At 67.5% G+C, this 26,059-nt stretch carries 22 protein-coding genes; 4 read left to right on the top strand and 18 right to left on the bottom strand.

The window, feature by feature from the left end; translation table 11 throughout:
• Nucleotides 1–90: 90 nt before the first annotated feature.
• Nucleotides 91–2,133: an NAD(+) synthase gene (locus tag AC5Y7D_RS02045; RefSeq protein WP_499920989.1), complete on the bottom strand. Its 2,043-nt coding sequence runs from the start codon at nt 2,131–2,133 to the stop codon at nt 91–93.
• Between the two features lie 83 nt (nt 2,134–2,216).
• Here AC5Y7D_RS02045 and AC5Y7D_RS02050 point away from each other — a divergent pair, with 83 nt between their 5' ends.
• Entirely contained in the window at nt 2,217–3,062 is an 846-nt protein-coding gene (locus tag AC5Y7D_RS02050) for an NAD-dependent protein deacetylase (protein ID WP_499920991.1), read from the top strand.
• Nucleotides 3,063–3,215: 153 nt separating this feature from the next.
• Entirely contained in the window at nt 3,216–5,012 is a 1,797-nt protein-coding gene (locus AC5Y7D_RS02055; RefSeq protein WP_499920993.1) for a PE family protein, read from the top strand.
• A gap of 4 nt (nt 5,013–5,016) precedes the next feature.
• Here AC5Y7D_RS02055 and AC5Y7D_RS02060 read toward each other — a convergent pair whose 3' ends face one another.
• Both AC5Y7D_RS02060 and AC5Y7D_RS02065 read right to left on the bottom strand, forming a co-directional pair.
• Nucleotides 5,017–5,181 carry a hypothetical protein gene (locus tag AC5Y7D_RS02060; protein WP_499920995.1) on the bottom strand — a complete coding sequence of 55 codons (165 nt, stop codon included), beginning with the start codon at nt 5,179–5,181 and terminating at the stop codon, nt 5,017–5,019.
• Nucleotides 5,182–5,341: 160 nt separating this feature from the next.
• On the bottom strand, nt 5,342–6,601 hold the full coding sequence (locus AC5Y7D_RS02065; protein ID WP_499920997.1) for a cytochrome P450: 1,260 nt from the start codon (nt 6,599–6,601) through the stop codon (nt 5,342–5,344).
• 94 nt (nt 6,602–6,695) lie between these two features.
• Here AC5Y7D_RS02065 and AC5Y7D_RS02070 point away from each other — a divergent pair, with 94 nt between their 5' ends.
• Nucleotides 6,696–7,340 (top strand): TetR/AcrR family transcriptional regulator, encoded by a 645-nt coding sequence (locus AC5Y7D_RS02070; RefSeq protein ID WP_499920999.1) that lies wholly within the window; start codon nt 6,696–6,698, stop codon nt 7,338–7,340.
• Here AC5Y7D_RS02070 and proB read toward each other — a convergent pair.
• The 12 genes from proB to AC5Y7D_RS02130 form a co-directional block, all read right to left on the bottom strand.
• Entirely contained in the window at nt 7,337–8,443 is a 1,107-nt protein-coding gene (proB, locus tag AC5Y7D_RS02075; protein WP_499921684.1) for a glutamate 5-kinase, read from the bottom strand. The genes AC5Y7D_RS02070 and proB overlap by 4 nt on opposite strands.
• Complete coding sequence (gene obgE, locus AC5Y7D_RS02080) at nt 8,443–9,882, bottom strand: GTPase ObgE (RefSeq protein WP_499921001.1); 1,440 nt, start codon at nt 9,880–9,882, stop codon at nt 8,443–8,445. The genes proB and obgE overlap by 1 nt, the downstream gene beginning before the upstream one ends.
• A 57-nt stretch (nt 9,883–9,939) precedes the next feature.
• Nucleotides 9,940–10,206 (bottom strand): 50S ribosomal protein L27, encoded by a 267-nt coding sequence (rpmA, locus tag AC5Y7D_RS02085; protein WP_499921003.1) that lies wholly within the window; start codon nt 10,204–10,206, stop codon nt 9,940–9,942.
• A 15-nt stretch (nt 10,207–10,221) separates the two neighbouring features.
• Complete coding sequence (gene rplU, locus AC5Y7D_RS02090; RefSeq protein ID WP_499921005.1) at nt 10,222–10,533, bottom strand: 50S ribosomal protein L21; 312 nt, start codon at nt 10,531–10,533, stop codon at nt 10,222–10,224.
• Nucleotides 10,534–10,727: 194 nt separating this feature from the next.
• Nucleotides 10,728–13,643 carry a ribonuclease E gene (gene rne / locus AC5Y7D_RS02095; RefSeq protein ID WP_499921007.1) on the bottom strand — a complete coding sequence of 972 codons (2,916 nt, stop codon included), beginning with the start codon at nt 13,641–13,643 and terminating at the stop codon, nt 10,728–10,730.
• 299 nt (nt 13,644–13,942) lie between these two features.
• Nucleotides 13,943–14,353: a nucleoside-diphosphate kinase gene (gene ndk / locus AC5Y7D_RS02100; RefSeq protein WP_499921009.1), complete on the bottom strand. Its 411-nt coding sequence runs from the start codon at nt 14,351–14,353 to the stop codon at nt 13,943–13,945.
• A 139-nt stretch (nt 14,354–14,492) separates the two neighbouring features.
• Nucleotides 14,493–14,870 carry a DUF4233 domain-containing protein gene (locus AC5Y7D_RS02105; protein WP_499921011.1) on the bottom strand — a complete coding sequence of 126 codons (378 nt, stop codon included), beginning with the start codon at nt 14,868–14,870 and terminating at the stop codon, nt 14,493–14,495.
• Nucleotides 14,867–16,300 (bottom strand): bifunctional tetrahydrofolate synthase/dihydrofolate synthase, encoded by a 1,434-nt coding sequence (gene folC, locus AC5Y7D_RS02110; RefSeq protein ID WP_499921013.1) that lies wholly within the window; start codon nt 16,298–16,300, stop codon nt 14,867–14,869. Before folC ends, AC5Y7D_RS02105 begins: the two co-directional genes overlap by 4 nt.
• The gene (locus tag AC5Y7D_RS02115; protein ID WP_499921015.1) at nt 16,297–18,948 is read right to left on the bottom strand and encodes a valine--tRNA ligase; all 2,652 of its coding nucleotides are present in this window, start codon (nt 18,946–18,948) and stop codon (nt 16,297–16,299) included. Before AC5Y7D_RS02115 ends, folC begins: the two co-directional genes overlap by 4 nt.
• 77 nt (nt 18,949–19,025) lie before the next feature.
• Nucleotides 19,026–19,667 (bottom strand): LysM peptidoglycan-binding domain-containing protein, encoded by a 642-nt coding sequence (locus tag AC5Y7D_RS02120; RefSeq protein ID WP_499921017.1) that lies wholly within the window; start codon nt 19,665–19,667, stop codon nt 19,026–19,028.
• A gap of 99 nt (nt 19,668–19,766) precedes the next feature.
• Nucleotides 19,767–20,351, bottom strand: coding sequence for a DUF937 domain-containing protein (locus tag AC5Y7D_RS02125; protein ID WP_499921019.1), 585 nt, complete (start codon nt 20,349–20,351; stop codon nt 19,767–19,769).
• A gap of 101 nt (nt 20,352–20,452) precedes the next feature.
• A complete protein-coding gene (locus AC5Y7D_RS02130) occupies nt 20,453–21,709 on the bottom strand; it encodes a saccharopine dehydrogenase family protein (RefSeq protein ID WP_499921021.1) in 1,257 nt (418 codons plus the stop codon).
• 87 nt (nt 21,710–21,796) lie between these two features.
• Between AC5Y7D_RS02130 and AC5Y7D_RS02135 the strand changes: the two genes are divergently transcribed.
• Nucleotides 21,797–22,963 (top strand): FAD-dependent monooxygenase, encoded by a 1,167-nt coding sequence (locus tag AC5Y7D_RS02135; RefSeq protein WP_499921023.1) that lies wholly within the window; start codon nt 21,797–21,799, stop codon nt 22,961–22,963.
• 67 nt (nt 22,964–23,030) lie between these two features.
• Here AC5Y7D_RS02135 and AC5Y7D_RS02140 read toward each other — a convergent pair whose 3' ends face one another.
• The 3 genes from AC5Y7D_RS02140 to AC5Y7D_RS02150 form a co-directional block, all read right to left on the bottom strand.
• On the bottom strand, nt 23,031–23,576 hold the full coding sequence (locus AC5Y7D_RS02140) for a transglycosylase family protein (protein ID WP_499921025.1): 546 nt from the start codon (nt 23,574–23,576) through the stop codon (nt 23,031–23,033).
• A 744-nt stretch (nt 23,577–24,320) separates the two neighbouring features.
• Entirely contained in the window at nt 24,321–24,926 is a 606-nt protein-coding gene (gene mobA, locus AC5Y7D_RS02145) for a molybdenum cofactor guanylyltransferase (RefSeq protein ID WP_499921027.1), read from the bottom strand.
• A gap of 1 nt (nt 24,927) precedes the next feature.
• Nucleotides 24,928–26,025, bottom strand: coding sequence for a 2-oxoacid:ferredoxin oxidoreductase subunit beta (locus AC5Y7D_RS02150; protein ID WP_499921029.1), 1,098 nt, complete (start codon nt 26,023–26,025; stop codon nt 24,928–24,930).
• Nucleotides 26,026–26,059 lie beyond the last annotated feature (34 nt).

The raw sequence follows: 26,059 nt of genomic DNA on the forward strand, positions 1-26,059 counted from the left end.
CCGCATCAACACCTTCCACCACCCGGAGAAACTGTTCGCACCCGACCCCAACGAAGATAAAGACGACCCCGATTGACTCCCGAATGCCACTCAGCCTTCGGGCACCTCACGCTCGATCTCATCGAGCCAGATTCGCGCGGACATATCCGACGGTGCACGCCAATCGCCGCGCGGCGAGAGCGAACCACCGTGAGAAACCTTGGGGCCGTTCGGCAGAGCCGAACGCTTGAACTGGCTGAATGAGTAGAAACGCTGCACGAAGACGCTTAGCCAATGCCGGATCTCGCCGAGCGAATAGGACGGCCGGTTGCCTTCGGGAAAGCCCGGCGGCCACTCGCCGCGGTCCGGGTCACTCCACGCATGCAGGGCAAGGAAGGCGATCTTGGACGGCCGGAACCCATGACGCAACACCTGAAACAGTGAAAAGTCTTGCAGCGCATACGGGCCGACCTTGGCCTCGCTGCTCTGCAGCTCCTCTTCCTCACCGGCGGGGACCAGCTCCGGGGTGATCTCGGTGTCCACCACCGACTGCAGCACATCGGTGACATTGCTCTCGAACTGGCCGGACGAGATGACCCACCTGATCAAGTGCTGAATGAGCGTTTTGGGCACACCGCCGTTGACGTTGTAGTGCGACATCTGGTCGCCGACACCGTACGTGGACCATCCCAGCGCAAGTTCGGACAAATCCCCCGTACCGAGCACGATGCCGCCGCGCTGGTTCGCCAGCCGGAAGAGGTAGTCGGTACGCAGGCCGGCCTGCACATTCTCGAAGGTGACGTCGTAGACCTTCTCGCCGCGGGCGAATGGATGCCCGATCTCCTCGAACATCCGCTTGGCGGTCTCGCGGATGTCGATCTCTTCGAAGGTGATGCCCAGTGCCTCACCCAACTTGATGGCGTTGTTCTTGGTGTGGTCGCCGGTGGCGAAACCCGGCAGGGTGAAACCGAGGATGTCGCTACGCGGCCGGCCCTCCCGGTCCATGGCCTTGGCCGCGACGATCAACGCGTGCGTCGAGTCCAGCCCACCAGACACGCCGATGATCACCTTCGGATAGTCCAGCGCCCGCAGCCGCTGCTCGAGGCCGGCGACCTGGATGTTGTAGGCCTCGTAGCAATCCTGTTCCAGCCGTTCGCGATTGGCCGGCACGAACGGGAACCGTTCGATATTGCGCAGCAGGCCGATATCACCCCCAGGGGGGTCGACGCGAAATTCGATGCGGCGGAAGGAGTCCGTTGCTGCCCGGTGGTGGCGGCGGTTGTCGTCGAACGTGCCCATCCGCAACCGCTCGGAACGCAGCAACCCGGTGTCGACGTCGGCTACCGAACGGCGCTCACCTTCGGGGAAGCGCTCCGAGCAGGCCAGTTGAGTGCCGTTCTCCCAGATCATCGTCTGGCCGTCCCAGGCCAGGTCGGTCGTCGACTCCCCCGGCCCCGCAGCGGCGTAAACGTAAGCGGCCAGACACCGTGCGGACGCCGAACGGGCCAGCAGGCAGCGGTCCTCGGCCCGACCGATGGTGATCGGGCTGCCGGAGAGGTTCGCCAGGACGGTCGCGCCCGCCAGGGCAGCCTCCGCGCTGGGCGGCACCGGCACGAACATGTCCTCGCAGATCTCGACGTGCAGCACGAAATCCGGCAGATCCGATGCGGTGAACAACAGGTCGGGGCCGAACGCAACGTCGCTGTCGCCGATCCGGATGGTGCCACGCTCGCCGTCTCCCGGCGCGATCTGGCGGTACTCGTAGAACTCCCGGTAAGTCGGCAGGTACGACTTGGGCACCACGCCGAGCACTGACCCGCGATGGATGACCACCGCGGTGTTGTAGATCCGGTGCAGATGCCGCAGCGGGGCGCCGACCACCAGCACCGGTAACAGGTCGGCGGACGCGGTCACCACCTCGTGCAGTGCCTCTTCCACCGCGTCGAGCAAGGCATCCTGCAGCAGGATGTCGTCGATCGAATATCCGCACAGGGTCAGTTCCGGAAAAACCGCCAGGGCCGCGCCGTCGTCGTGACACTGGCGTGCCAACCCCAGAACCGACGCCGCATTAGCGGCCGGGTCGCCGATCGAGGTGTGGTGCGTGCACGCGGCCACGCGCACGAACCCGTGCTGGTATGCGGAGTAGAAGCTCATCGTCCTCCATTCTCGCGTTACTTTCGCATTCCCGACCTCGAGGTCGCGTGACGGGGTGCGTACTAGTGCTTAGGCTCGGTGGAGTGGAATCCCCCGAGCTCATCGCGTTGCTATCCGGTCGCCGGGTAGCGGTGTTGACGGGCGCGGGTCTTTCCACGGACTCGGGCATACCCGATTACCGCGGACCTGACTCCCCGCCCAGCAACCCGATGACGATTCGCCAGTTCACCTCCGACGCGGAATTCCGGCAGCGTTACTGGGCGCGCAACCACCTCGGCTGGCGGCACATGGACAACACCCGGCCCAACGCGGGGCACCGGGCGCTGGCCACGCTGGAACGAGCCGGAGTGGTGAGTGGGGTGATCACCCAGAACGTCGACCTGCTGCACACCAAAGCCGGCAGCGCCAATGTCGTCAACCTGCACGGCACCTACGCCCAGGTGACCTGCCTGAATTGCGGCTACCGCATGAGTCGCGCCGCGCTGGCCGAACAACTCGAGGCGCTCAACCCGGGATTCATCGAGCGCTCCGAAGCCGTAGGCGGTCTTGCGGTGGCCCCGGACGCGGACGCCGTCGTCGACGATACCGCCTCGTTCCGCTACGTCGACTGCCCAAACTGCGCCGGCATGCTCAAGCCCGACATCGTCTACTTCGGCGAGACCGTTGCCAAAGATGTTGTGGATCAGGCATATGCACTGGTCGATCAGGCCGAGGCGCTGCTGGTGGCCGGCTCGTCGCTGACGGTTTTCTCCGGCTATCGCTTCGTGCGCCACGCCGCCTCCCACGGTCTGCCGGTAGCGATCGTCAACCGGGGCCGCACCCGCGGTGACGACCTGGCCACGGTGAAAGTCGACGGCGGTTGTTCGGAGATGCTGACGCTGCTGTCCGCCGAGTTGATCGGGCCTGTTCCGGCGTCGGCCACCGAGTGAGCCGCATCGCTTGGCACCCGTCGATCCAGAACGCGTCATGCAAAATTTGAAATCCAAATCACTTGCGCCACAGATCCTGTGCACACCCCCCATCCGCGCCCGGTCGAGGTTAAGATCAACCCCTCGCGGGGGGCTATCAACGCAAGGAGCGCGATGTCGTACATGGCGGCAGTTCCACAGCTATTGGCCTCAGCGGCAGCCAATTTGGAAGGTATCGGGACGGCCCTGGCGGTAGCCAATTCCGCCGCGGCGCCGACCACACGCGTGTTGGCGGCCGGCGCCGACGAGGTGTCCGCGGCGATATCGGCGCTGTTTTCCCAGCATGGGCGTTCCTATCAGGCGCTCGCCGGCCAGATGTCGGCATTTCACGCCGAATTTACTACCCTGCTGAGTCAGGCAGGCGCAACATATGCCAGTGCTGAAGCCGCCAACGCTTCGCCGTTGCAGGCTGTGGAACAGGGTGTGCTGCGGGTGGTGAATGCGCCCACCGAAGCGCTGTTGGGGCGCCCGCTGATCGGTAACGGCGCCAATGGCGGGCCAGGGCAGTCCGGCGGCGCCGGTGGGTTGCTGTTCGGCAATGGCGGCAACGGCGGAAACGGCGTCGCAGGCCAGGCGGGCGGGAACGGTGGCAGCGCCGGGTTGCTCGGCAGCGGCGGCAGCGGCGGCACGGGCGGCGCCGGAGCGGTTGGTGGAAACGGCGGCAACGGCGGCTTGCTGTTCGGCGATGGCGGCGCCGGCGGGATGGGCGGGACCGGCGCGACCGGCGGTAGCGGCGGCAATGCGTTGCTGTTCGGCAACGGTGGCGCCGGTGGCCAAGGTGGGACTGGGGTGGCCGGCGCCAACGGCGTCAACCCCCCGATCAACGGCCAGGCTGCCACCGGGACGCAGGGCGTCAGCGTGACGAGCGCCGGGGAAGCCATTGCCACCAGCGGGCAAGGCGGCGCGGACGGTGCCTTTGCCGCCGTTGGCGGCACCGGCGGCGCGGGCGGCAAGGCCTCCGCCGCGGGCACCGGGAACGCGACCGCCGGCAACGGCGGCAACGGCGGTGTCGGCGGCATCGGCGGGGCAGGCGGTGATGGTGGCGAAGCCGCCGCCGAGTTCGGTTCTGCCACCGCGGGTTCCGGCGGCGACGGGACAGTGGGGATCGCGTTCGGTGGATCCGGTGGCGCCGGCGGCCAGGGCGGATCGGCGATCACCAAAGCTGCTGCTCTGGTGTTGACCACCGGGGGTAACGGCGGTTCTGGCGGTGACGGCGGCTCTGGTGCGTCTGGTGGCGTAGGCGGCGTCGGAGGCGCCGGCGGCAACGGCGGTCGTGGCGGTTTCCTGATCGGCAACGGTGGTAGCGGTGGATCCGGCGGCACCGGCGGAATGGGAGGCACCGGCGCGGTCGGCGGCGCCGGTGCCGTTGCGGGCAGTGGCGGCGACGCCGCCGGTCCCGTTTTCGAGGCACGGGGTGGTGCCGGCGGCAGCGGTGGTGAAGGTGGCACCGGCGGTACGGGGGGCACCGGGGGCGCCGGAGGCGCGGGTGGAACGGGCGGCGCCGCCGGATTGATCGGCAACGGTGGTCACGGCGGTAACGCCGGTATGGGCGGGTCCGGAGGTACCGGCGGTGTCGGCGGCGCCGGCGGCGACGCGGGTGGCGGGGGTGACGGTAATGCCACCGGTACCGGCAACGGCGGCGACGGCGGCGACGGCGGCGACGGTGGCACGGGAGGTACCGGCGGCAACGGCGGACTCAGTGGTACCAGCGGCGTCGGTGGTTCGGGCGGGTTCCTGCTGGGTCAGGGCGGCGCCAGTGGCGGTCCCGCACAGGGCGGCGCCGGCGGAAGCGGCGGGGGCGGCGGAACCTTCGGCCTGGCGGGCGCCGGCGGGCTTGGCTCAACGACCGGGGGCAACCCGGGCTCCGACGGCACCGCCGGTGGCACCGGCGCCTCCGGCCAGAACGGCTGAAAGCTCAACGCGCCCTTCTGACCTCGGCGACGAACTGCCGTCCGCGGTTGTCCACCACCTGCCACGAGTACGGGCCGATGATGCGCGGGTGGCCCAGCATGTACACGGCCTGCCGGGCGTCCTGCTCTCGCTCGATGCCGTCGACCCGCATGCCGTGAGATGTTGTCAAAGCCCACATGATTGTCTCCGGTTCTGGCTACTTCGCTGATACGAAGAGCTTTTCGGAGGCGCCTGTGCGGATCCTCTGTCGATCCTCAACGATTTCTAAACACGACCGGCGCACAGTGCGCCACGAGCGTTCGCGACTGTAGTCCTTTTGACCCGGGCCGTCAGAAAGTGCAGGGCATGCTGCGGATCGCATGGATGAAATTGCCCGGCACGTACACCGGTTCACCCGCCTGAATGTCGGGCAGCTGGGCGAGCAGTTCGCCGAAAAGGGCGCGCAGCTGGGCCCGGGCGACGTGAGCGCCGAGGCAGAAGTGTACGCCCCCGCCGCCGAAGCCGAGGTGCGGATTCGGGCTGCGGCTCAGGTCGAAACGACCGGGTTCGTCGAACGCCTCGTGGTCCCGGTTGCCGGACGCGTAGAACATCACCACCTTGTCGCCTGCCTGAATGTGCTGGCCGCCAAGTTCGAAATCCGTTGCGGCGGTTCGACGGAAGGTCATCACCGGGGTCGCCCACCGAATGAACTCCTCGACCGAGGTTCCGATGCGATCATCGAAGGCCGCTTGCAACCAAACTCTTTCGTTGGGAAAGTCGGTGAGCGCCTTCAGCGCGTGACTGGCGGTCTGGCGGGTAGTGTCGTTGCCGGCCACGGCCAACAGCACGAAGAACGCCGCCACGTCCGCATCGGCGAGCCGGTCGCCGTCCACCTCGGCATTCACCAGGGCGCTGAACAGGTCCTCGCCCGGGTTCTCCCGGCGCTGGGCGGCCAGTTCGCCGGCAACCTGGTGCAGGTACACCTGGTTCTCGAACACCACCTGCAGCGGTTCGCGTCCGTCCAGGTACTCCGGATCCGCCCAGGAAACCAGCGCGTCGGCAGCGTGCGCCACCCGCTGCCGCTCGGATTCCGGAATCCCCACCATGTCCGACAGGGTCCGGATGGGCAGCTCCTTGGCGCAGTATTCGACGAAATCGGCACCGCTGCCGGCTTGCTGCAACTCCTGCACGACGGCCTTCGCATTGGCCTGGATGGATTGCTCGATGCGCCGGACCTGCCTGGGCGTGAACGCCGCGCTGACCAGTTTGCGCAGCTTGGTGTGCCGGGGTGGGTCCATCGCCAGGAACGACTGGGAAGCTTCGAGCAGTTCTTCGGGGATGCTGGCGAACATCACCCCCTTGCCGGACCGGAAGACGTCGTTGTTGCGACTCACCGTGACGATGTCGGAGCGGCGGGTGACCGCCCAGTACCCGGGGTCGTCGGGGTCGTCCATCAGGGTGTCTTTCACCGGAGAATGCCAGCTCACCGGTCGCTCGGCACGCAGCACCGCGAATGAGCGTTCCCGGTCCTGCGCGGTGGTCGACCAGAACTCCGGCGAGGACAGGTCGATCGCGTCGTAGGTACGGCCGCTCTCGCGCGTCGCTGTCATCTGATTCCTCCTCGGCACCCCGGCTGACCCACCTGACTCTATGGCTAGACATATTGTCTAGTCAAGATGTACTTACGTCGGTTATGCTCGGCGAATGCCGTCGGTCACCCGGAAACCGCAGGGCCGCCAAGGTCGCCAGCAGCGGCGGGAGCACATGGAGAGCCGCCTGCTCGATGCCACCGAGCGGTTGATGGGCGAGGGTGCCAGCTTCACCGAACTCAGCGTCGATCGTCTGGCCGGCGAGGCCGGGATCTCCCGGGCCAGCTTCTACATCTACTTTGAGGACAAAGGGCACCTGCTGCGCCGACTGGCCGCCGCGGTGTTCGACGATCTCGCCGCGGCCGGCGAACGTTGGTGGGGCGTGGCCGAACGGCGCGACCCCGACGACCTCAGGGCGGCCATCGCCGGCATCGTCGCCAGCTACCGCCGCCACCAACCGGTGCTGATCGCGCTGAGCGAGATGGCCGGCTACGACGCGGCGACGGCCCAGACCTATCGCGACCTGCTGACCGCGATCTCGCAGCGGGTCCACCGCGTCATCGACGGCGGCCAGGCCGACGGCTCCATCCGGGCCGCAATACCCGCGGCGGCCACCGCCAGTGCGCTGACCCTGATGGTGGAACGGGCCTGCCAGCTGAACCTGCCGATGCAACCGCCGGATTACGACGCTGCGCTCACCGACACACTGGTCGAAATAATCTGGGCCGCACTGTATCTCAAGTCGGCACAGGAATCCTAGACGGCCACCAGATCGTCGGCATGCACCGCAGGACGGCGTAGCTCCCCGGGCAGCTCCGAGGTGGAGCGACCCATGATCGCGGTCAGCTCGCTCGCGTCATAGGCGACGACGCCCCGGGCGACCACCGTTGCGTCCGGTCCGCACAGTTCCACCACGTCGCCGCCGAAGAACGTCCCGGACACCGCCGTGATGCCCGCTGGCAGCAGCGAGCGGCGCTGCTTGATGACGGCGCGAACCGCACCTGCGTCCAGCGCCAGGGAGCCGGTGGCCTCGGCGGCATAGCGGACCCAGAACCGGCGCGCCGACATGCGTTCGGCCCGGGGGGCGAATACCGTGCCCACCGAAGCGTCGGTGAGCGCGGTGGCGGCATCGGACGCCGGCGCCAGCAAGACCGGCACCCCGGCGTCGGCGGCCAGCAGCGCCGACGACATCTTCGAGGCCATGCCGCCGGTGCCCAGGTGACTGCTCTGACCGGCGACCACGCCGTCCAGATCCGCCGGCCCCGTGACCTCGGGAATGAATCTGGCGTCCTTGGATTTTCGCGGGTCGCAGTCGTAGAGGCCGTCGATGTCGGACAGCAGCACCAAGGCGTCCGCACCGACGAGGTGCGCCACCAATGCCGACAGCCGGTCATTGTCGCCGAACCGGATCTCGTTGGTGGCCACCGTGTCGTTCTCGTTCACGATCGCCACCGCACGCAGCGCCCGCAACCGGTGCAACGTGCGTTGGGCATTGTTGTGCTGCACCCGCATCGCGATGTCGTGCGCGGTCAGCAGCACCTGGCCCACCGTGCGGCCGTACCGGGCGAAAGCCGCACTCCACGAATTCACCAAGGCAACCTGCCCGACGCTGGCGGCGGCTTGTTTGGTGGCCAGATCCTTTGGCTTACGCGCTAATCCGAGGGGCTCCAGTCCCGCAGCGATGGCACCCGAAGAGACGATGACGACGTCCGATCCCGCCTTCATCCGCGCCTCGATAGCATCGGCCAAAGCGGCCAGCCGGCCGGCGTCGAACATGCCCGATTCGGTGGTGAGGGCGGTGGTGCCGACCTTGACGACGATGCTGCGCGCGGTCCGGATGCGCTCGCGGTACTGACTGGTCATCATTGGCCATCGCGTTCGCGGCGTTGTCGCCGGGAGGCCTTCCGCTCGGCGGCACCCACCCGGTCATTGCGCTCCAGCCGCGCGTCGGTGCCCCGGCCCGTCAACGGAACCTGGCCACCCGCGGGCGTTTGCGGCTCCCAGTCGAACGTCATGTCACCGATGGTGACCGCGCAACCCGCGTGAGCGCCCTGTCGCAGCAGTTCGTCCTCCACGCCAAGGCGGGCCAACCGGTCGGCGAGATAGCCGACCGCCTCGTCGTTGTCGAAGTTGGTCTGCCCCACCCATCGCTCGGGTCGCGTACCGGTGACCACGAAGCCGCCCTCCCCGTCGGGCTCCACGGTGAATCCGCTCTCGTCCACCGGCACCGGGCGAATCACCGGGCGGCGCGGCACCACCGGCGGGCGCGCGGCGTTGTACTCCGACACCATCCGCAAGAGGCCGAAGATCAACGGCTGCAACCCCTCCCGCGTCACCGTCGACACCAGGAACACCGGCCAGCCGCGCTCGGCGACCTCGTCGCGGACAAACTCGGCGAGCTCCCGCGCCTCCGGCACGTCGATCTTGTTGAGCACCACCGCCCGTGGCCGCTCGGCCAGGTCGCCCAGCACCGCATCACCCTGCAACGTGGGCGTGTAGGCCGCGAGTTCGGCTTCCAGCGCGTCGATGTCGGAGATCGGGTCGCGTCCGGGTTCGGCGGTGGCGCAGTCGACCACGTGGACCAGCACCGCGCAGCGCTCGATGTGCCGCAAGAAGTCCAGTCCCAGGCCCCGTCCTTCGGATGCCCCTGGGATCAGACCGGGCACGTCGGCGACGGTGAAGGCGTGCTCGCCGGCCGAGACCACACCCAGGTTGGGAACCAGCGTGGTGAACGGATAATCGGCGATTTTCGGTTTGGCCGCCGAGATGACCGACACCAGCGACGACTTTCCGGCCGACGGAAACCCGACCAGGCCGGCGTCGGCGACGGTCTTGAGTTCGAGCGTGAGGTCGCGCTCCTGTCCCGGCTCCCCGAGCAGCGCGAAGCCGGGAGCCTTGCGGGCACGCGAGGCCAGTGCGGCGTTGCCCAGCCCGCCACGGCCCCCGGCGGCGGCCTCGAAGCGGGTGCCGGCGCCGACCAGGTCGGCTAGGAGGCGACCATTCGCGTCGAGGACCACGGTACCGTCGGGCACCTTGACTTCCAGGTCTGCACCGGCAGCGCCATCGCGGTTGTTGCCCATCCCCTGCTTGCCGGACGGTGCGGTGACGTGCGGCCGGAAATGGAAGTCGAGCAGGGTGTGCACCTGCGGGTCGACGACGAAGATGATGCTGCCGCCGCGCCCGCCGTTACCGCCGTCGGGACCGCCCAGCGGCTTGAATTTCTCGCGGTGCACCGAGGCGCAGCCATTGCCGCCGGCGCCCGCTCGTGTGTGAATGACCACCCGATCGACGAATCGAGGCATCGGGCTTCCCCTTAATCGGTCAACGGGTGCGCGGCATCAGCCGCCCGCCCGTTACCGTCAGTCGGCGGTCTGCCCGGCTGCGACGATGTTGACGGTCTTGCGGCCGCCTTTGACACCGAACCGGACTGCACCGGCCGCCTTGGCGAACAGTGTGTCGTCGCCACCGCGACCGACGTTGACGCCCGGGTGGAATTTGGTGCCACGCTGACGGACCAGGATCTCGCCGGCCTGGACGACCTGACCGCCGAAGCGCTTGACGCCGAGCCGCTGCGCCGCGGAATCGCGACCGTTACGCGAGCTGGAAGCGCCCTTCTTGTGTGCCATGGTTGTCGCCTCCCGCTACTTGATTCCGGTGACCTTCAGGACCGTCAGCTGCTGACGGTGTCCCTGCCGCTTGTGGTAGCCGGTCTTGTTCTTGAACTTGTGGATCCGGATCTTCGGGCCCTTGGTGTGCTCGAGCACCTCGCCGGTGACGGCGACCTTGGCCAGCGCCTGAGCGTCGGTGGTGACCTTGGCCCCGTCGACTACGAGCGCGACCGGCAGCGACACGTTCGCGCCGGGCTCGGACTCCAGCTTCTCGACCTTGACCACGTCGCCGACGGCAACCTTGTACTGCTTACCGCCGGTCTTGACGATTGCGTAGGTCGCCATCGATGCTCCTGCCTCTTCATCCGTCGTCTGTCTGCGTGCACTCGCGCGCGTGGTAACCCCGGCGCGGGTGGTGGTCTGGGGTGCGGGCTCGTTACTGACCCGCTGTCGTCGGTCACATCAGCGAAAGAGCCCTGACGACAACTGTCCAAGGGTACGTGGCCAGCACCTAAAGGGTCAAACCGGCCCCTGGTGTCTCAGTCAGCATGGCTCGGCGGCCCGGCAGGCCGGCCGGCCGCGCGGCGGCGCCGTGGCGGGGCCGAAACCTCGGCGATCACCATGGCCGGGACCTCGATGACGGCATCCGCTTCATCGTCGCCGTCGTCCTCATCGTCGCCGTCGTCCTCGTCCTCGTCGTCGCTGTCGTCGAGTTCGTCGGTGTCGTCATCGTCTTCGTCGTCGAGGTCCTCGTCATCGTCGAGTTCATCCACGTCCTCGTCGTCGTCCTCGTCGTCGTCGTCGTCGTCGACAAGATCTTCGTCGTCGAGTTCGTCGGTGTCCTCGTCCTCGTCGGTTTCGTCTTCCTCTTCGTCGACGTCCTCGGTGTCTTCGGCGTCGAACTCGCCGGCGGCGTCATCGCTCTCCGGCGCAACCAGGGCTTCGGCCTCGTCGCCGTTTTCGGCGATCAATTCCTCATCGGTTTCGTCGTCGTCGCGCGACGAGGCGGCCATCGCCTTGAACATCGGGTGCTCGCCCGGGGCATGCGTGGGGACCTTCGCCACGACTGCTTTGTCGTTGGACTCCTCGGTTCGGGGCTTCTTCGAGCGCCGGTTGCGCCGTCCACCGGAGTCGGACTTGCGCCCGGCGGCCGGCGCCGAGTCCACGGGGTCGGCATGCATCAGGATTCCGCGACCCAGGCAGTGCGGACACGATGACGAGAACGCCTCGATCAGGCCGGTCCCCAGTCGCTTGCGCGTCAACTGCACCAGGCCCAGCGAGGTGACCTCGGACACCTGGTGGCGGGTGCGGTCGCGGGCCAGCGCCTCGGTGAGGCGGCGCAGCACCAGGTCACGGTTGGATTCGAGCACCATGTCGATGAAGTCGATGACCACGATGCCGCCGATGTCACGCAACCGTAGTTGACGCACGATCTCCTCGGCCGCCTCGAGATTGTTCTTGGTGACGGTCTGCTCCAGGTTGCCGCCCGAGCCGGTGAACTTGCCGGTGTTGACGTCGACCACCGTCATCGCTTCGGTCCGGTCGATGACCAGCGTCCCGCCCGACGGCAGCCATACCTTGCGGTCCATGGCCTTGGCCAGTTGCTCGTCGATGCGGTGCACCGCGAACACATCGGGGCCGGGCTGACCCTCCTGGCCGGGGGGCTCGTACTTGGTGAGCTTCGAAACCAGATCGGGCGCAACGGAATTCACGTACTCGTTGATCGTGGTCCAGGCGTCGTCACCGGACACGATCAGCCCGGAGAAGTCCTCGTTGAACAGGTCCCGGATCACCTTGACCAGCACGTCGGGCTCTTCGTACAGCGCCACCGCGGCGCCGGCGGCCTTCCGCTTCGTCTCGGCGGCTTTGGCGTCGATCTGGTTCCAGCGTTCCTGCAGTCGGGTGACATCGCCACGGATGTCTTCCTCTTTGACGCCTTCGGATGCGGTCCGGATGATGACGCCCGCGTCCGAGGGCACCACCTCGCGAAGGATCTCTTTGAGCCGCTGGCGTTCGGTGTCGGGCAGTTTGCGGCTGATGCCGGTCGACGACGCACCGGGCACGTAAACCAGGTACCGGCCGGCCAGCGACACCTGCGTGGTCAGCCGGGCACCCTTGTGGCCGACTGGATCCTTGCTCACCTGCACGACGACGTAGTCGCCGGGTTTGAGCGCCTGCTCGATCTTGCGGTCGGCGCCGCCCAGGCCGGCGGCCTCCCAATTCACCTCACCGGCGTAGAGAACGCCGTTGCGGCCACGGCCGATATCGACGAACGCGGCCTCCATGGACGGCAGCACGTTCTGCACGATGCCGAGGTAGACGTTGCCGACCAGCGACGCCGACGCCGCCGAGGTCACGAAGTGTTCGACCACGATGCCGTCTTCCAGCACCGCGATCTGGGTGTAGCGGGCGCCGGGGTGCGGGGGCTCGGTGCGCACCCGGTCGCGCACCACCATCACCCGCTCGACGGCCTCCCGCCGCGCCAGGAATTCGGCCTCGGTGAGGACCGGTGGGCGGCGTCGGCCGGCGTCACGCCCGTCCCGGCGGCGCTGGCGTTTGGCTTCCAGCCGCGTAGAGCCGTCGATTCCCTTGATCTCGCCGGGACCGGAGTCGTCGTCGGATTTCCCGCCACTGCGCGGCGCGCGTTCGTGCACGACCGTGTTGGGCGGATCGTCGGGTGCCGGGCTGTCGTCGTTATCCTCTGCCGCGCCGGACTTGCGTCGTCTGCGGCGGCGGCGCCGGCGGGTGGCACCTTCACCGGAACCGTTGTCCTCGTCGCCATTGTCGCTGTCGTCGAGGTCGTCGGAATCCTGGCCGTCGTCCGAATCCTCGGCACCGCCCTGGTCGCCTGGGGTGTCGCCGGCCTGGTTCTCGCCCTCGGCCCCGTTCTGTTCACCGCGGCCGCGACCACGACCACGACGCCCTCGGCGACGCCGCTTGTTGGCCGGCCGGTCCGACTGGTCATCGTCGTCGTCTGCGCCGGCGCCCTGACCATCAGGGCCATCGCCGTAGTCGGAATCGTCGGCGGCACGATCACCATCAAGCTCGTCGTCGGCTTCGACCCGCTCGGGCAGCTGGGGCGCGACGAACAGCGGCATGTAATGGGGGCGCTCAACCCGCGTCTCCTGGGTCTCGCGGATCTCCGCCGTCTCCAGCATCAGCCGGGACTCGGGCTCAGCCGGCGCTTCCTCTTCGACCGCCACCGGGTTGTCCGAGGCGATGTCCGACGTCTCCGGCTCACCGGCCAGCAGGTCGCGTACCCGGACCGCGTCGACGTGATCGACGCTGGAGTGTGCGCTGCGAATGCGGCCGTCGAGTGCGGCCAGCGCGTCCAGCACCCGCCTGCTGGTGGTTCCGAGCGTCCGGGCCAGCGAATGGACTCTCAGGCGCTCGGGCAGGTCCTCACGCTCGTTCGGCTCGTTTGCTGCGTCTGAAGATGGGGCACCGTCTACCACGTATTCTCCTCAAGCCCCCGGGCGCGTCGTCCTATCGACGCGGCCACGCGAGGGCTTCGCTATGGGTCCGGGTCACTTACTCCCGGACTTGTGATGGTCTCGCCCCGAGCAGCCCATGGTGAACCCACTCGGTGCCGTACTGAATGACGGCTCGACATGCTGCGCCGCACCGCGTACTGGCGATGGTCGCGCTTGTCCAAGTCTTCATTCGGGTGTCCGACGTCAGTTCGGCGACGTTCACCCGCAGCCAGTATCCCACATCACTTCCGCGGGTCACGCTCCCCTTCGGCGCGGCCCGGTCAGATGCCGGGAAACCAGAGTTCGATCTCGCGCTGGGCCGATTCGGGGGAATCGGATCCGTGCACCAGGTTGAACTGCGTCTCGAGGCCGAAATCGCCGCGAATGGTGCCGGGCGTGGCCTTCTCCACCGGGTCGGTACCGCCGGCGAGTTGCCGGAACGCGGCAATCGCGCGCGGTCCCACCACGACGGCCGCCACCACCGGTCCGGAGGTGATGAACTCCAGCAGCGAACCGAAGAAGGGCTTGCCGTCGTGTTCGGCGTAATGGCGCCGAGCCAGCTCCTCACCGACAGTCCTGAGCTCCAGCGCCGCGATGGTGAGGCCTTTGCGCTCGATGCGGCCGAGAATCTCGCCAATCAATTGGCGCTCCACACCGTCGGGCTTGATCAATACCAGGGTCCGTTCGGTCACGGTGCACAAGAGTAGAGGGCCGGGGAGCTATACCCAAGCCGGGATCACTCAGGTGAGCCTGCGATGGGGGCATCGATACTGCAGCCACGGCTGCGCCCGGCGCGTTTCACCAGCCCTGGCCGCAGGCTCGGCGAGCACCTCAGGACGACGGCGGTTGCCAGCGTTCCTGGCGCCGGCGAACCTCGGCGCGCAGATAGGCGATCAGCCCCCACACCGCGGCGAAAATCAGACCCATGAAACCCACGGCCGGATACACCAGGAAGCCGGCGATGAGCAGCAGTTGCGCGCCGAGGTTGACCCAGATGGCCCACGGCCGGCGCTGCAACCCGGTCAGCATGACCAACAGCACGGCGAACCCGATCAGATATCCGAGCGATAAGGCGCTGAAGCCGCCCCCGACGACCCCCACCACCGGTATCGCCAGCAGCACCACGATCACCTCGAGGATCAGCGTGCCGGCCATCACCCCGGCGAAGCTCTTCCACGGGTCGGGCGGCGGCTGTGCGTCGTCCGTCATTGCGGATCACGCCCGAACAAAGTCCGCGCGGCACCGGCGGTGACGACCGAGCCGGTGATGACAATGCCTGTACCGGAGAACATTTCACCTTCCTGATCGGCCGCGTCGACCAGGGCGGTCGCGGCGTCGATGGCGTCACGCAGGTTATCGGCGGGGATCACCCGGTCGGGCCCGAACCGCTCCTGCGCCGCCATGGCCAACGTTTCGACGTCCAGCGCGCGGGGCGACCCGTTGTGGGTGACGACCACGTGATCGAACACCGGTTCCAGTGCGGCGAGGATGCCGTCGACATCCTTGTCGGCCAACACCGCGACCACCCCCACCAGCCGCCGGAAGTCGAACTCGTCGGCCAGGGTGCGGGCCAGCGCGGCCGCACCTGCGGGATTGTGCGCGGCGTCGATGAACACCGTGGGTGCGCTGCGCATCCGCTCCAACCGCCCGGGACTGGTCACGGCGGCGAAACCGGCCCGGACCGCGTCCGCATCCAACTGACGCTGCGCCCCGGCACCGAAGAAAGCCTCCACCGCCGCCAGTGCCAGCGCCGCGTTGTGCGCCTGATGTTCGCCGTGCAGCGGTAGGTAGATGTCCGAATACACGCCACCGAGGCCCTGCAGCTGCAGCAGCTGTCCGCCAATTGCCACCTGCCGGTCGATCACCGCGAACTCCGAGTCCTGCCGGGCGACCGCGGCGTCGGCGCGCACCGCCTGGGCGAGCAGCACGTCCATCGCCTCGGGAACCTGACGCCCGATCACCGCGACGGTGTCCGGCGCGCCCTCGGGGGCCCGGGTGATGATGCCGGCCTTCTCGCCGGCGATGCTCGCTATGTCACCACCGAGATATTCGACATGGTCGAGGCTTACCGGGGTGATGACGGCCACCGGCGCGTTGAGCACGTTGGTGGCGTCCCAACTGCCGCCCATGCCGACCTCGACGACCGCGACGTCGACCGGCGCATCCGCGAACGCCGCGAACGCCATCGCGGTGAGGACTTCGAACTTGCTCATCGCCGGTCCCCCGTCGGCCTGCGACCGCTGGTCGACCATGTGGACGAAGGGCTCGATCTCCCGGTAGACGTCCACATACCGCGCCGGCGTGATCGGCTCGCCGTCGATGGAGATGCGCTCGACCGCCGACTGCAGGTGCGGGCTGGTGGTTCGGCCGGTGCGCTGCTGCAACGCGGTGATCAGCGCGTCGACCATCCGCGCCACCGACGTCTTGCCGTTGGTGCCGGCGATATGGATCGACGGATAGCTCAGTTGCGGGGAGCCCAGCAGATCCATCAGTGCGCTGATCCGGGTCAGACTCGGCTCGATTCGGGTCTCCGGCCAGCGCTGGTCCAGGAGGTGTTCGACCTGCAGCAGGGCCGCGATCTCGTCCGGCGTGGGAGCCAGGCGGGTACCCGACTGCCAGTCCTGCGATTCGAAAGTCATTGCAGCGCAGCTAATTTAGCGGCGATCCGGTCGGTCTCCTGCTGTGCGACCTGCCGGCGGGCGCGGATCTTGTCGACGACGGCTGCCGGCGCCTTGGCCAGGAAATCGGCGTTGCCGAGCTTGGCTGCGGTGGATGCCAGTTCCTTTTGCGCTGCGGCCAGGTCCTTCTCCAGGCGCCGTCGTTCGGCGGCCACATCGATGGTGCCCGAGGTGTCGAGCTCCACGGTGACCGTGGCCGTGCTCAACCGGACCTCGACCGAGGCCGACGCGCGGAAATCGTCGCCGGGGGCGGTCAGCCACGCCAGCGAAGTCACCGCATGCACCTGGTTGGCCAGATCGGCATCGCCGACACCGACCAGCCGGGCCGGCACCTTCTGCCGGTCGGCCAGGCCCTGATCGCTGCGGAACCTGCGCACCTCGGTGACCAGCTTCTGCATGTCGGCGATCCGTTGTGCGGCAACCGGGTCGGGCGCGATACCGGAGGGCTTCGGCCACTCGGCGACCACCAGGGATTCTTGCCCGGTGAGCGCCTGCCACAGTGCTTCGGTGATGAACGGGATCACCGGGTGCAACAGGCGCAGCAGCGTGTCCAGGCTGGCGGCCAGGACCGCGGTGGTGTCCGAAATACCCTGCGCAAGTTGGGTCTTCGCGACTTCCACATACCAGTCGCAGAACTCGTCCCAGGCGAAGTGGTAGAGCGCTTCGCAGGCGCGGCTGAACTCGTAGCTGTCCAGGGCCGCGTCCACCTCGGCGCGAACCTCTTCCAGCCGGCCGAGTATCCACCGGTCCGCATCGGTCAGCTGCTGCAACGGAGGCAGCGGGGCCAAGGCGGCGCCGTTCATGAGCGCGTACCGGGTGGCGTTGAACAGCTTGGTGCCGAAGTTGCGCGATGCCCGCACGGCGTCCTCGCCGATGGCCAGGTCACCCCCGGGACTGGCACCGCGGGCCAGGGTGAATCGCAGAGCATCGGCCCCGAAAGTGTCCATCCACTCCAGTGGGTCGATGACGTTGCCCTTGGACTTGCTCATCTTGCGGCCGAATTCGTCGCGGATCAGCCCGTGCAGGAACACGTCGGTGAACGGCACCTGCGGGCCGCGGCGGCCGTCGAGGGTGATGGCGTCGTCACCTCCGACGTAGGTGCCGAACATCATCATCCGGGCCACCCAGAAGAACAGGATGTCGTAGCCGGTGACCAGAACGCTTGTCGGATAGAACTTTTCCAGCGCCGAGGTCTTGGACGGCCAGCCCAGGGTGGAGAACGGCCACAACGCCGAGGAGAACCAGGTGTCCAGCACGTCGCTGTCCTGCACCCAACCCTCCGGCGGCGTGTCATCGGGACCGACGCACACCATCTCACCGTTGGGCCCGTACCAGATCGGAATGCGGTGACCCCACCACAGCTGGCGTGAGATGCACCAGTCGTGCATGTCGTCCACCCAGGCGAACCAGCGCGGCTCCAGGCTGGCCGGGTGGATCACGGTGTCGCCGTTGCGGACCGCGTCACCGGCGGCCTTGGCCATCGACTCCACCCGGACCCACCACTGCAGGGACAGCCGCGGCTCGATGGGCTCCCCGCTTCGTTCGGAGTGCCCGACGCTGTGCAGATAGGGTCGCTTCTCTTCGACGATCCGGCCCTGTGCGGCAAGCGCTTCACGCACCTTGACGCGCGCCTCGAACCGGTCCATGCCGTCGAATTGCGTTCCGGTACCGGCGATCCGGCCCTTGGTGTCCATGATCGAGGGCATCGGCAGCTGGTGGCGCATCCCGATCTCGAAGTCGTTCGGATCGTGCGCGGGTGTGACTTTGACTGCGCCGGTGCCGAATTCGGGGTCGACGTGCTCGTCTGCGACGACGATCATCTCGCGGTCCACGAACGGATGCGGCAACCAGTTGCCGACCAGGTGGCGGTAGCGGTCGTCGTCGGGGTGGACCGCGATGGCGGTGTCGCCCAGCATGGTCTCCACCCGGGTGGTCGCGACCACGATGTGGGGTTGTGAGTCGTCGAGTGATCCGTACCGGAACGAGACCAGCTCGCCTTCGGTGTCCTGGTAGTTCACCTCGAGGTCGGAGATCGCCGTCTCGAGCACCGGTGACCAGTTGACCAACCGCTCGGCCTGGTAGATCAATCCGTCGTCGTAGAGGCGCTTGAAAATCGTTCTTACGGCCCGCGACAGGCCCTCGTCCATGGTGAAGCGGTCGCGGCTCCAATCAACTCCGTCGCCCAGGCGGCGCATCTGGCCACCGATGGCGCCGCCGGACTCACGCTTCCAGTCCCAGACCTTGTCGACAAACAGCTCTCGGCCGAAGTCCTCTTTGGTCTTGCCGTCGACCGCCAGCTGCTTCTCCACCACACTCTGCGTGGCGATGCCGGCGTGATCCATCCCCGGCTGCCACAGCACCTCATAGCCCTGCATGCGCTTACGCCGGGTCAGCGCGTCCATCATGGTGTGTTCCAGCGCATGACCCATGTGCAGGCTGCCGGTCACATTGGGCGGCGGAAGCACGATGCAGTAGGCCGGCCTGGTGCTGTCAGGGTCCGCGGTGAAGTAACCGGCATCCAGCCACTTCTGATAGATCGCGCCCTCCATCGCGGCCGGATCCCAGGACTTGGGCAGCTGGTCATCGGCGGGGCGGGGGCTGGCGGTCACCGGTCAATTCTAGGAACCGCCGCCCGCGCCCCGCGTCAGGGCCTGAATCCGCAGGTCAGCGGATTGGCCGGCCGCGATTACGGAATGGTGAGCACCTGGCCGGGATAGATCAGGTCGGGATTCGGAATCCCGCTGGCATCGGCGATGACCTGATACTTGCTGCCGTCGCCGTAGAACCGCTCCGAGATGGCCCACAGGGTGTCCCCGGACTCGACGGTGTAGGTGCGCGCGGCGGGTTCGGGCGCGGCCGGCGGGGCTTCGGCTGCCGGCTCGGCCGACGGTTCGGCAACGGCGTTCTCCGCCGGCGCCGGTTCACCCTGCGAGATCCCCTTGTCGTCAAGGTCGTCTGCGGCGGCTTCAGCCTGGGGGTTGGGTGGCGGCGGGGCGTCGGTTTCGGTCTTGGTGGACCAGGCCGGCCCGTCTGCGGCGTACAGCACCAGGTTGCGGTCGTCCTGCAGGACGAGCTGGACCTGCTTCTTGCCCTTGGTGTCGCTGTGCCACACCGGCTTGTCGGCGGTGTACAGCACAAAGTTGCCGTCGGTCTGAACCTCGGCGCGCACCACGTCCTGGCCGTTGGTGGCGCTGGCCCAGATCGGCTTACCCCAGACGGCCAGCACGAGGTTGCCGTCGTCCTGCAGGGTCAAGGAGTACGCGCCGTTGTTGGACACCAGCGATTCTCCCCGTACCAGCTTCTGACCTTCGGTGAGCCTGTCGGACATGAGTTTTCCTCTCCATACCTGTCGTTTACCGGACCTTGAAATCCATCGCGATGCGGCCCGACCAGCCTCGCGCTCAGCGCAATCTTGTTGTGGCGGCGGTTATTTCTTGCCGCCCAGCAGCCCGCCGAGAATGTCGCCGAGGCCACCGCCCTTACCACCCAGCACACTGCCGAGAATGCCGCCGAGGGACTTGTCGTTGCCACCGCCCAGGATGCTGCCCAGGATGTCGCCGAGTCCGCCGCCGGAGCTGCGTTGCTGCGATTCGGGGGTCTGGGCGGAACCGGGATTGAGCTGTTTTCCGATGTACGCCAACACAATCGGCAGCACGATAGGCAACAACTGCTTGAGCAGGTCGCTGTTGCCGGCACCGCCGCCGGCCAGTGCGGCGGCGACTTCATTGGTGTCCTTGCCGCCGAAGAGCGTCGCGACCGCCTGGTGCCCGTCCTCCTCGTTGACGTGGTCCACGCCGCCGCCGGCGTCCAGCAGCCCACGCGCGGCGTGACCGCTGGCGGCATCCTCGATCTTGCTGGCGTGCTCAGGATCCTGCGAATTGTGCTGCAAGCCGCTGAGCAGCACCGGCACCAGGGTGTGCACCGCTTTGTCGACTTCGCCCTGGTCCGCCCCCAGCTTCGACGCGATGTCCGAGGTGGGAATCTGCGCATAAAGATCGTTGAGATCGGCCATCGTGATCCACCTTCGTTGCCGGGAGCAGACGAGCAGTTACGACACTAGACGCAGCTGATCTGGTGCGACACCCTACGGTCAGCCGGATTTCAACTAGCGCGTCAATTTAACCGCTCAGTCCGCAACTCGATACCTGCGTGTGGGAATCGCGCCAGCAACGCGTCACCCATCGCCGCCGCCGGGGTCAACACACCGTGCAGGCCGGAGAGCTTGTCGCGGTCTTTCGCCAGGGCAAGACCGCACTCCCCGAGGATCACCGAGGTGGCCTTGTAACCGGGGTCGCCGCGCTGTTCCATCCGCGCGCGGTAACGGGCGCCCGAGGTGGTGGTGGTGTACGTCTCCACCTTGTAGTAACCCCGCTCGCGGGTTTTCTCGCTGGGACCGCTGCCCGATTTGGGCAGGACGCGTTCCACCGCGTTGCGTGGCAATCGATTCATGACGCGACTGCCGGCGGCGAAGAAGGCATTGGAGAACCCGGTCATCACCGCCGACGCGACCGGCGCCAGCGGCGACGAGCCCACGCTCATGGTTTCGGTGTAACGGAAGTTGCGCCCGTAGGCCCAGTTCAGTAGGGCATTGCTACGTCGCACAATTCTGGTGTTGGCCGGCGCCATCGGAAAAGCCGCCGTCCACGAGCCGGCGAGTTCGGGGGCGATCCGCCCACCGCTACGCAAGGTGAGGTCGGGTTGCGCGCCCAATTCGGGCTCCGCGCCGCGGTCGGTGCTCAGCGAGTACGGATCGGCCAGCTGGCGGCGTACGTCGGGGTCACTCGAGGCGGTGCGCATGATCTCCACCACCGAGGCGATTGTGCCTCCGGATGCGCCGCCCCGCATCGACCGCACCACAAAATTGGTCTCACCCAGCTCGCCCGCCCCGTCCTCGAGCGCAGCGCGGAACAGCGCATAGACGGTCAGGTCCGAGGGGACGGAGTCAAAGCCGCAGGAGTGCACGATCCGGGCGCCGTTGTCCGCGGCCTGCTTGTGATAGAGGTCGATGCTGTCGCGCACGAAGTTCACCTCGCCGGTCAGGTCGGCGTAGTCGGTGCCGGCGGCCGCGCACGCGGCCACCAGAGGCAACCCGTAGCGGGTGTACGGACCCACCGTGGTCACGACGACCCGGGCACGGGCGGCCATCTCGTGCAGCGACGACTCGGAGGTGGCGTCGGCGGCGATCAGCGGCCACGCCTGTGCGGCAGGCGCCAACGTCTTGCGGACCGCCTCCAGGCGATCGGTGGATCGGCCGGCCAACGCAATCCGCGCGTCTCCCCCGGCCCGGGCCAGGTATTCGGCGGTCAGCTTGCCCACAAAGCCAGTTGCCCCATAGAGGATGATGTCGAATTCGCGTGGCGTCTCGGTCACCCGCCCGACGCTACCCTGGACTTCCCAGCGCCTCGTGAGGCAGCCGGACCTTGAACGGTCTGCGTCGCCCGGGGTAACTTTCGCGGGATGACGCAACGAATCGTTGTCGTCGGAGCGGGCATCGCCGGGCTGGCCTGTGCAGGGGCGTTGCGGCGGGATCACGACGTGAGCGTCATCGAGGAGCGCACCGACACTACGCCCGGTGCGGCCATCAGCATCTGGCCCAACGCACTGGCCGCCCTGGACGAGCTGGGGCAGGGCGATGAGGTGCGCGCCGCGGGGGCCCGCGTCGCCGCCGTCGCGTTGCGCTGGCGCGACGGGTCCTGGTTGCGCCGTCCGGCAACCGAGTCTTTGATCGGTGCCCTCGGGGAGCCGCTGGTGGCAGTGCGACGCGCGGCCCTGCGCGACATCCTGGCCGCCGCGGTAGGCGACACCGCGATCGAATACGGTGTGGCGGCGGTGAAGCTGGCCGTCGACGGTGACGGAGTCCGGATCACGCTGTCGGACGGGACCATGCGGTACGCCGACGCCGTGATCGGCGCCGACGGCATCGGTTCGATGTTGACCCGCCACCTCAACGGTCCGTTGCGCTATCGCTATGCCGGCTATACCGCGTGGCGTGGGATAGCCGGTTGTGCGATGGATCCCGAACTTGCGGGCGCGACGCTGGGTCCCGGGGTGGAGACCGGCCACATCCCGTGCGGGCCCGGCCTTACGTATTGGTACACCGCTGAACGCGCACCGGAGGGCGGCTCGGAGACCGGCGCTGATCTGCCCTACCTGCGGAACAAGCTGGGCAACTGGCCGGAACCGATTCCCGACATGCTGGCCGCGACGGCCCCCGACGACGTCTTGCGCAACGACCTCTACGACCGCGAGCCGGGCCGTTGTTGGGCCCGGGGGCCCGTGGTCGTCGTCGGTGACGCGGCCCACCCGATGCGTCCGCACCTCGGCCAGGGCGGCTGCCAGGGCCTGGAGGATGCTGCGATCTTGCGGGCGTTCGTCGAACGCTGCCCAGATCTGCCGACGGCCTTCGCCAGGTTCGCCGAGTTCCGCCGGTCACGAACCTCAGCGGTGGTTCGTGAATCGGCGATGCTCGGCCGTTTCATCAACCTGCGTCCGGCATTCTTCAGCGCCGCTCTAAGTCGCGCGAGCGCGCTGATCCCTGACGCCGTGTTCACCCGGCACGTGGGGTCGGTGGCGGGGCGGGCGGCGTTCGTACTGCCGGGCGCCGGAGACACCGACCGCGCTTGAGACGACGAATGCCGGGCCCGAAGGCCCGGCATTCGCTTCACGTTACCGTTATCTGGTTCTCAGCCGATCAGCCGCGGCGGCCGCAAACCGGCCACGCGCCGATGCCCTGCGAATGCAGCACGTTCTCGGCGACGCGGATCTGCTCCTCACGGCTGGCGCCGGCTGCCGAGCCCGAGCCGCCGTTTGCACGCCAGGTGCTGGCGGTGAACTGCAGGCCACCGGAGTAGCCGTTGCCGGTGCTGATCCCCCAGTTGCCACCGGACTCGCACTGCGCGATCGCGTCCCAGTTCACGCTGTAGGTCTTGACCGGCGCGGGTGCGGGAGCAACGTCGACCGGCGGGGCGTCAGGGGCCGGCGGGTTGGGGTCGAAGCCGGCGGGCTCCGCAACCGGCGGCGCGTCGACAGGCGGGGCGTCAGGGGCCGGCAGGCCCGGGTCGAAGCCCACGAACTCCGGGGCCGGCGGCGCGTCAGGAGCCGGCAGGCCCGGGTCGAAGCCTGGGGCGACATTGGGGTCCACGCCAGCGACATCCGCATGAGCGATGCCGGTGGTCGGCACCGTCACGAGGGTCCCGGTGATCGCGGCGACAATGAGCGTCTTGCGGACGTTCTTCAAAAGTCTTCCTTTCGTTGCGCGCGCGCTGAAGACAGCCCACCGAGGCGGGTTGGGGTGTTGCTTGCTGCGTCAAGGACGCTGAGAACGCTTCAGGGCGTGCCGTCTCGTTTCGGCACGACAGCGGAGGCCATGATCTGCCCGGCGCGGCTGCTTGCCGACGCCTGCGGGGCGGCTGCCATATCGGAGGCCGTCTCCCACTCCGCTCACACGCGGGTCCGTTTTTATTCAATTTTTCTTGTTACTTTTTGCTGCCCATTTTCGGGCTAGAAGGACCGTACGATAACGATTTGGATTCGTCACCTTGGCCGAACGGGTATACCGGGCAGATAACGAGCCGATCACGACGCGGCTAAGGAATGGTCGGCGCAGGTCAAACGACTATTGCAGCCGTGCCAGAATATGTTGCCCCTGCGACGTTTTCGTGAGCCGAATCACTCACAAATTGTGAGTTGGACCACCGAATTCTGCTATACGACGCACGACCAACAACACGGAAAGATAACGTCGAAAGGTGATTTGGCACACAATCCGCAATTCTTTGCGTGGCGACGCTTTGCACCGCAGCAGTGCTTGCGGGCGCCTCTGCCGGGCCGCGCAATCGCGTTGATGTGAGATTTCTTATTGCGGGACACCAGGCCACAGCCGCAATGCCCGACGTGTCGGTTTGAGCCCGCCGCCACGGAAACGGCGGGTGCCGACCTCAGCTACGGGTCGAACAGCTTGCCGCGCAAGCAGATGGGCCGATCAGCGGCCCGGGCGCACCGGCGTCCGCAGGTCAGCCACCGTATTGACGTTGGTCAGCGCTTCAGAGTCGGTCAGCACGATCTGCTGGGAGTCCGACGCGTCGATCAGGTCGCTCATTCTGCGCGCGCCCCCGGCCACCAAGGCGTCGATGCGGTCGGCGAGATCGGTGCGGTAGACCGCGGCCAGGTAATGACTGCGGCCGTCCCACGGCATTACCACCTCGGCGTTGGTCTCGACGGCGAGGCGAACCAGCTCGTCGATCAAATCGACTGTCAGGGAAGGCATGTCGACGGCGGCGACGAACGCGTAACGCGCCCCGGCCGCGGCGGCGGCCCGCAGTCCGCGCCCGGTAGCCGGCAGCGGCCCCAGCCCGCGCTCCTCGTCGCGCAGGACCGGCACCGGCAGCACAGGCAACGGTTGTCCGGGCGCAGCCATCACATACACCGGCGAACAACGTTGTGAGACAACGTCAACCACGCGCTCCACCATCGTGCCCGTTCCACCGGGTAGCGGCAGGGTCGCCTTGTCACGGCCCATCCGGCGCGATTCGCCGCCGGCGACGATTACGCCTGCCAGTGAAACTTCTTCTGCCACTTGAGATGTCACCTCAGTCCACGGTCCAGGTATCGCGTCCACGGAGCAATGATTGCAGCGCGGCTTCGTCCGACGGAGCCGACTCCTGAGCGGCCTCGACCTGCGAGCGGGCCGCGTCGTCGTAGGTGGGCCGGCGAATATCGCGGAAGATACCCATCACCATGTGCTCGAGGTTCTGGTCCGACAACCGCGATAAGGCGAAGGCGTACGCGGAATCGTCGGCGTGGGCGTCGTGCACCACGATCTCTTCTTGAGCCACATCGGCGGTCTTGGCCACGTCGAGACCGAATCCGGACTTCACCACGCAGTATTCGCCGTTGACGCCGAACACGATGGGTTCCCCGTGGCGGACGTTGATCACCCGCTCCTCGGAGCCCTCCTTCCGCAGCACGTCGAACGAGCCGTCGTTGAAAATCGGGCAGTCCTGCATGATCTCGACCAGTGCGGCACCACGATGTTGCGCCGCGGCCCGTAGCACCTCGCTCAGTCCGGCACGGTCGGAATCCAACGCGCGGCCGACGAAGGTCGCCTCGGCGCCCAGCGCCAGCGACACCGGGTTGAACGGGTGGTCCAAAGACCCCATCGGCGTCGACTTGGTGACCTTACCGACCTCTGACGTCGGCGAGTACTGGCCCTTGGTGAGGCCGTAGATCCGGTTGTTGAACAACAAGATGGTGATGTTGACGTTGCGCCGCAGAGCGTGGATGAGGTGATTGCCACCGATCGACAATGCGTCGCCGTCGCCGGTCACCACCCAGACCGACAGGTCCTCGCGCGCCAGCGCCAGGCCGGTGGCGATGGCCGGCGCGCGTCCGTGGATCGAGTGGAAGCCGTAGGTCTCCAGGTAGTACGGAAACCGGCTCGAACAACCGATACCGCTGATGAACACGATGTTCTCGCGGCGCAGCCCCAGTTCAGGCAGGAAGTTGCGGATGGTGTTGAGAATGACGTAGTCGCCACAGCCCGGGCACCAGCGCACCTCCTGGTCGCTGGTGAAGTCCTTGCCCTTCTGTGGGTGATCCGTCGTGGGCACCCCGTCGTTCTTGGTCAGCCGTTGCTTGTTGTTCAACCCCGGGGTCAGACCAAGGTCGGTGCCGATCACGCCAGTCACAAGCGCCGCTCCTCCTCATCGCTCGAATCGACGG

It is taken from the genome of Mycobacterium sp. NGS49, assembly GCF_059812565.1.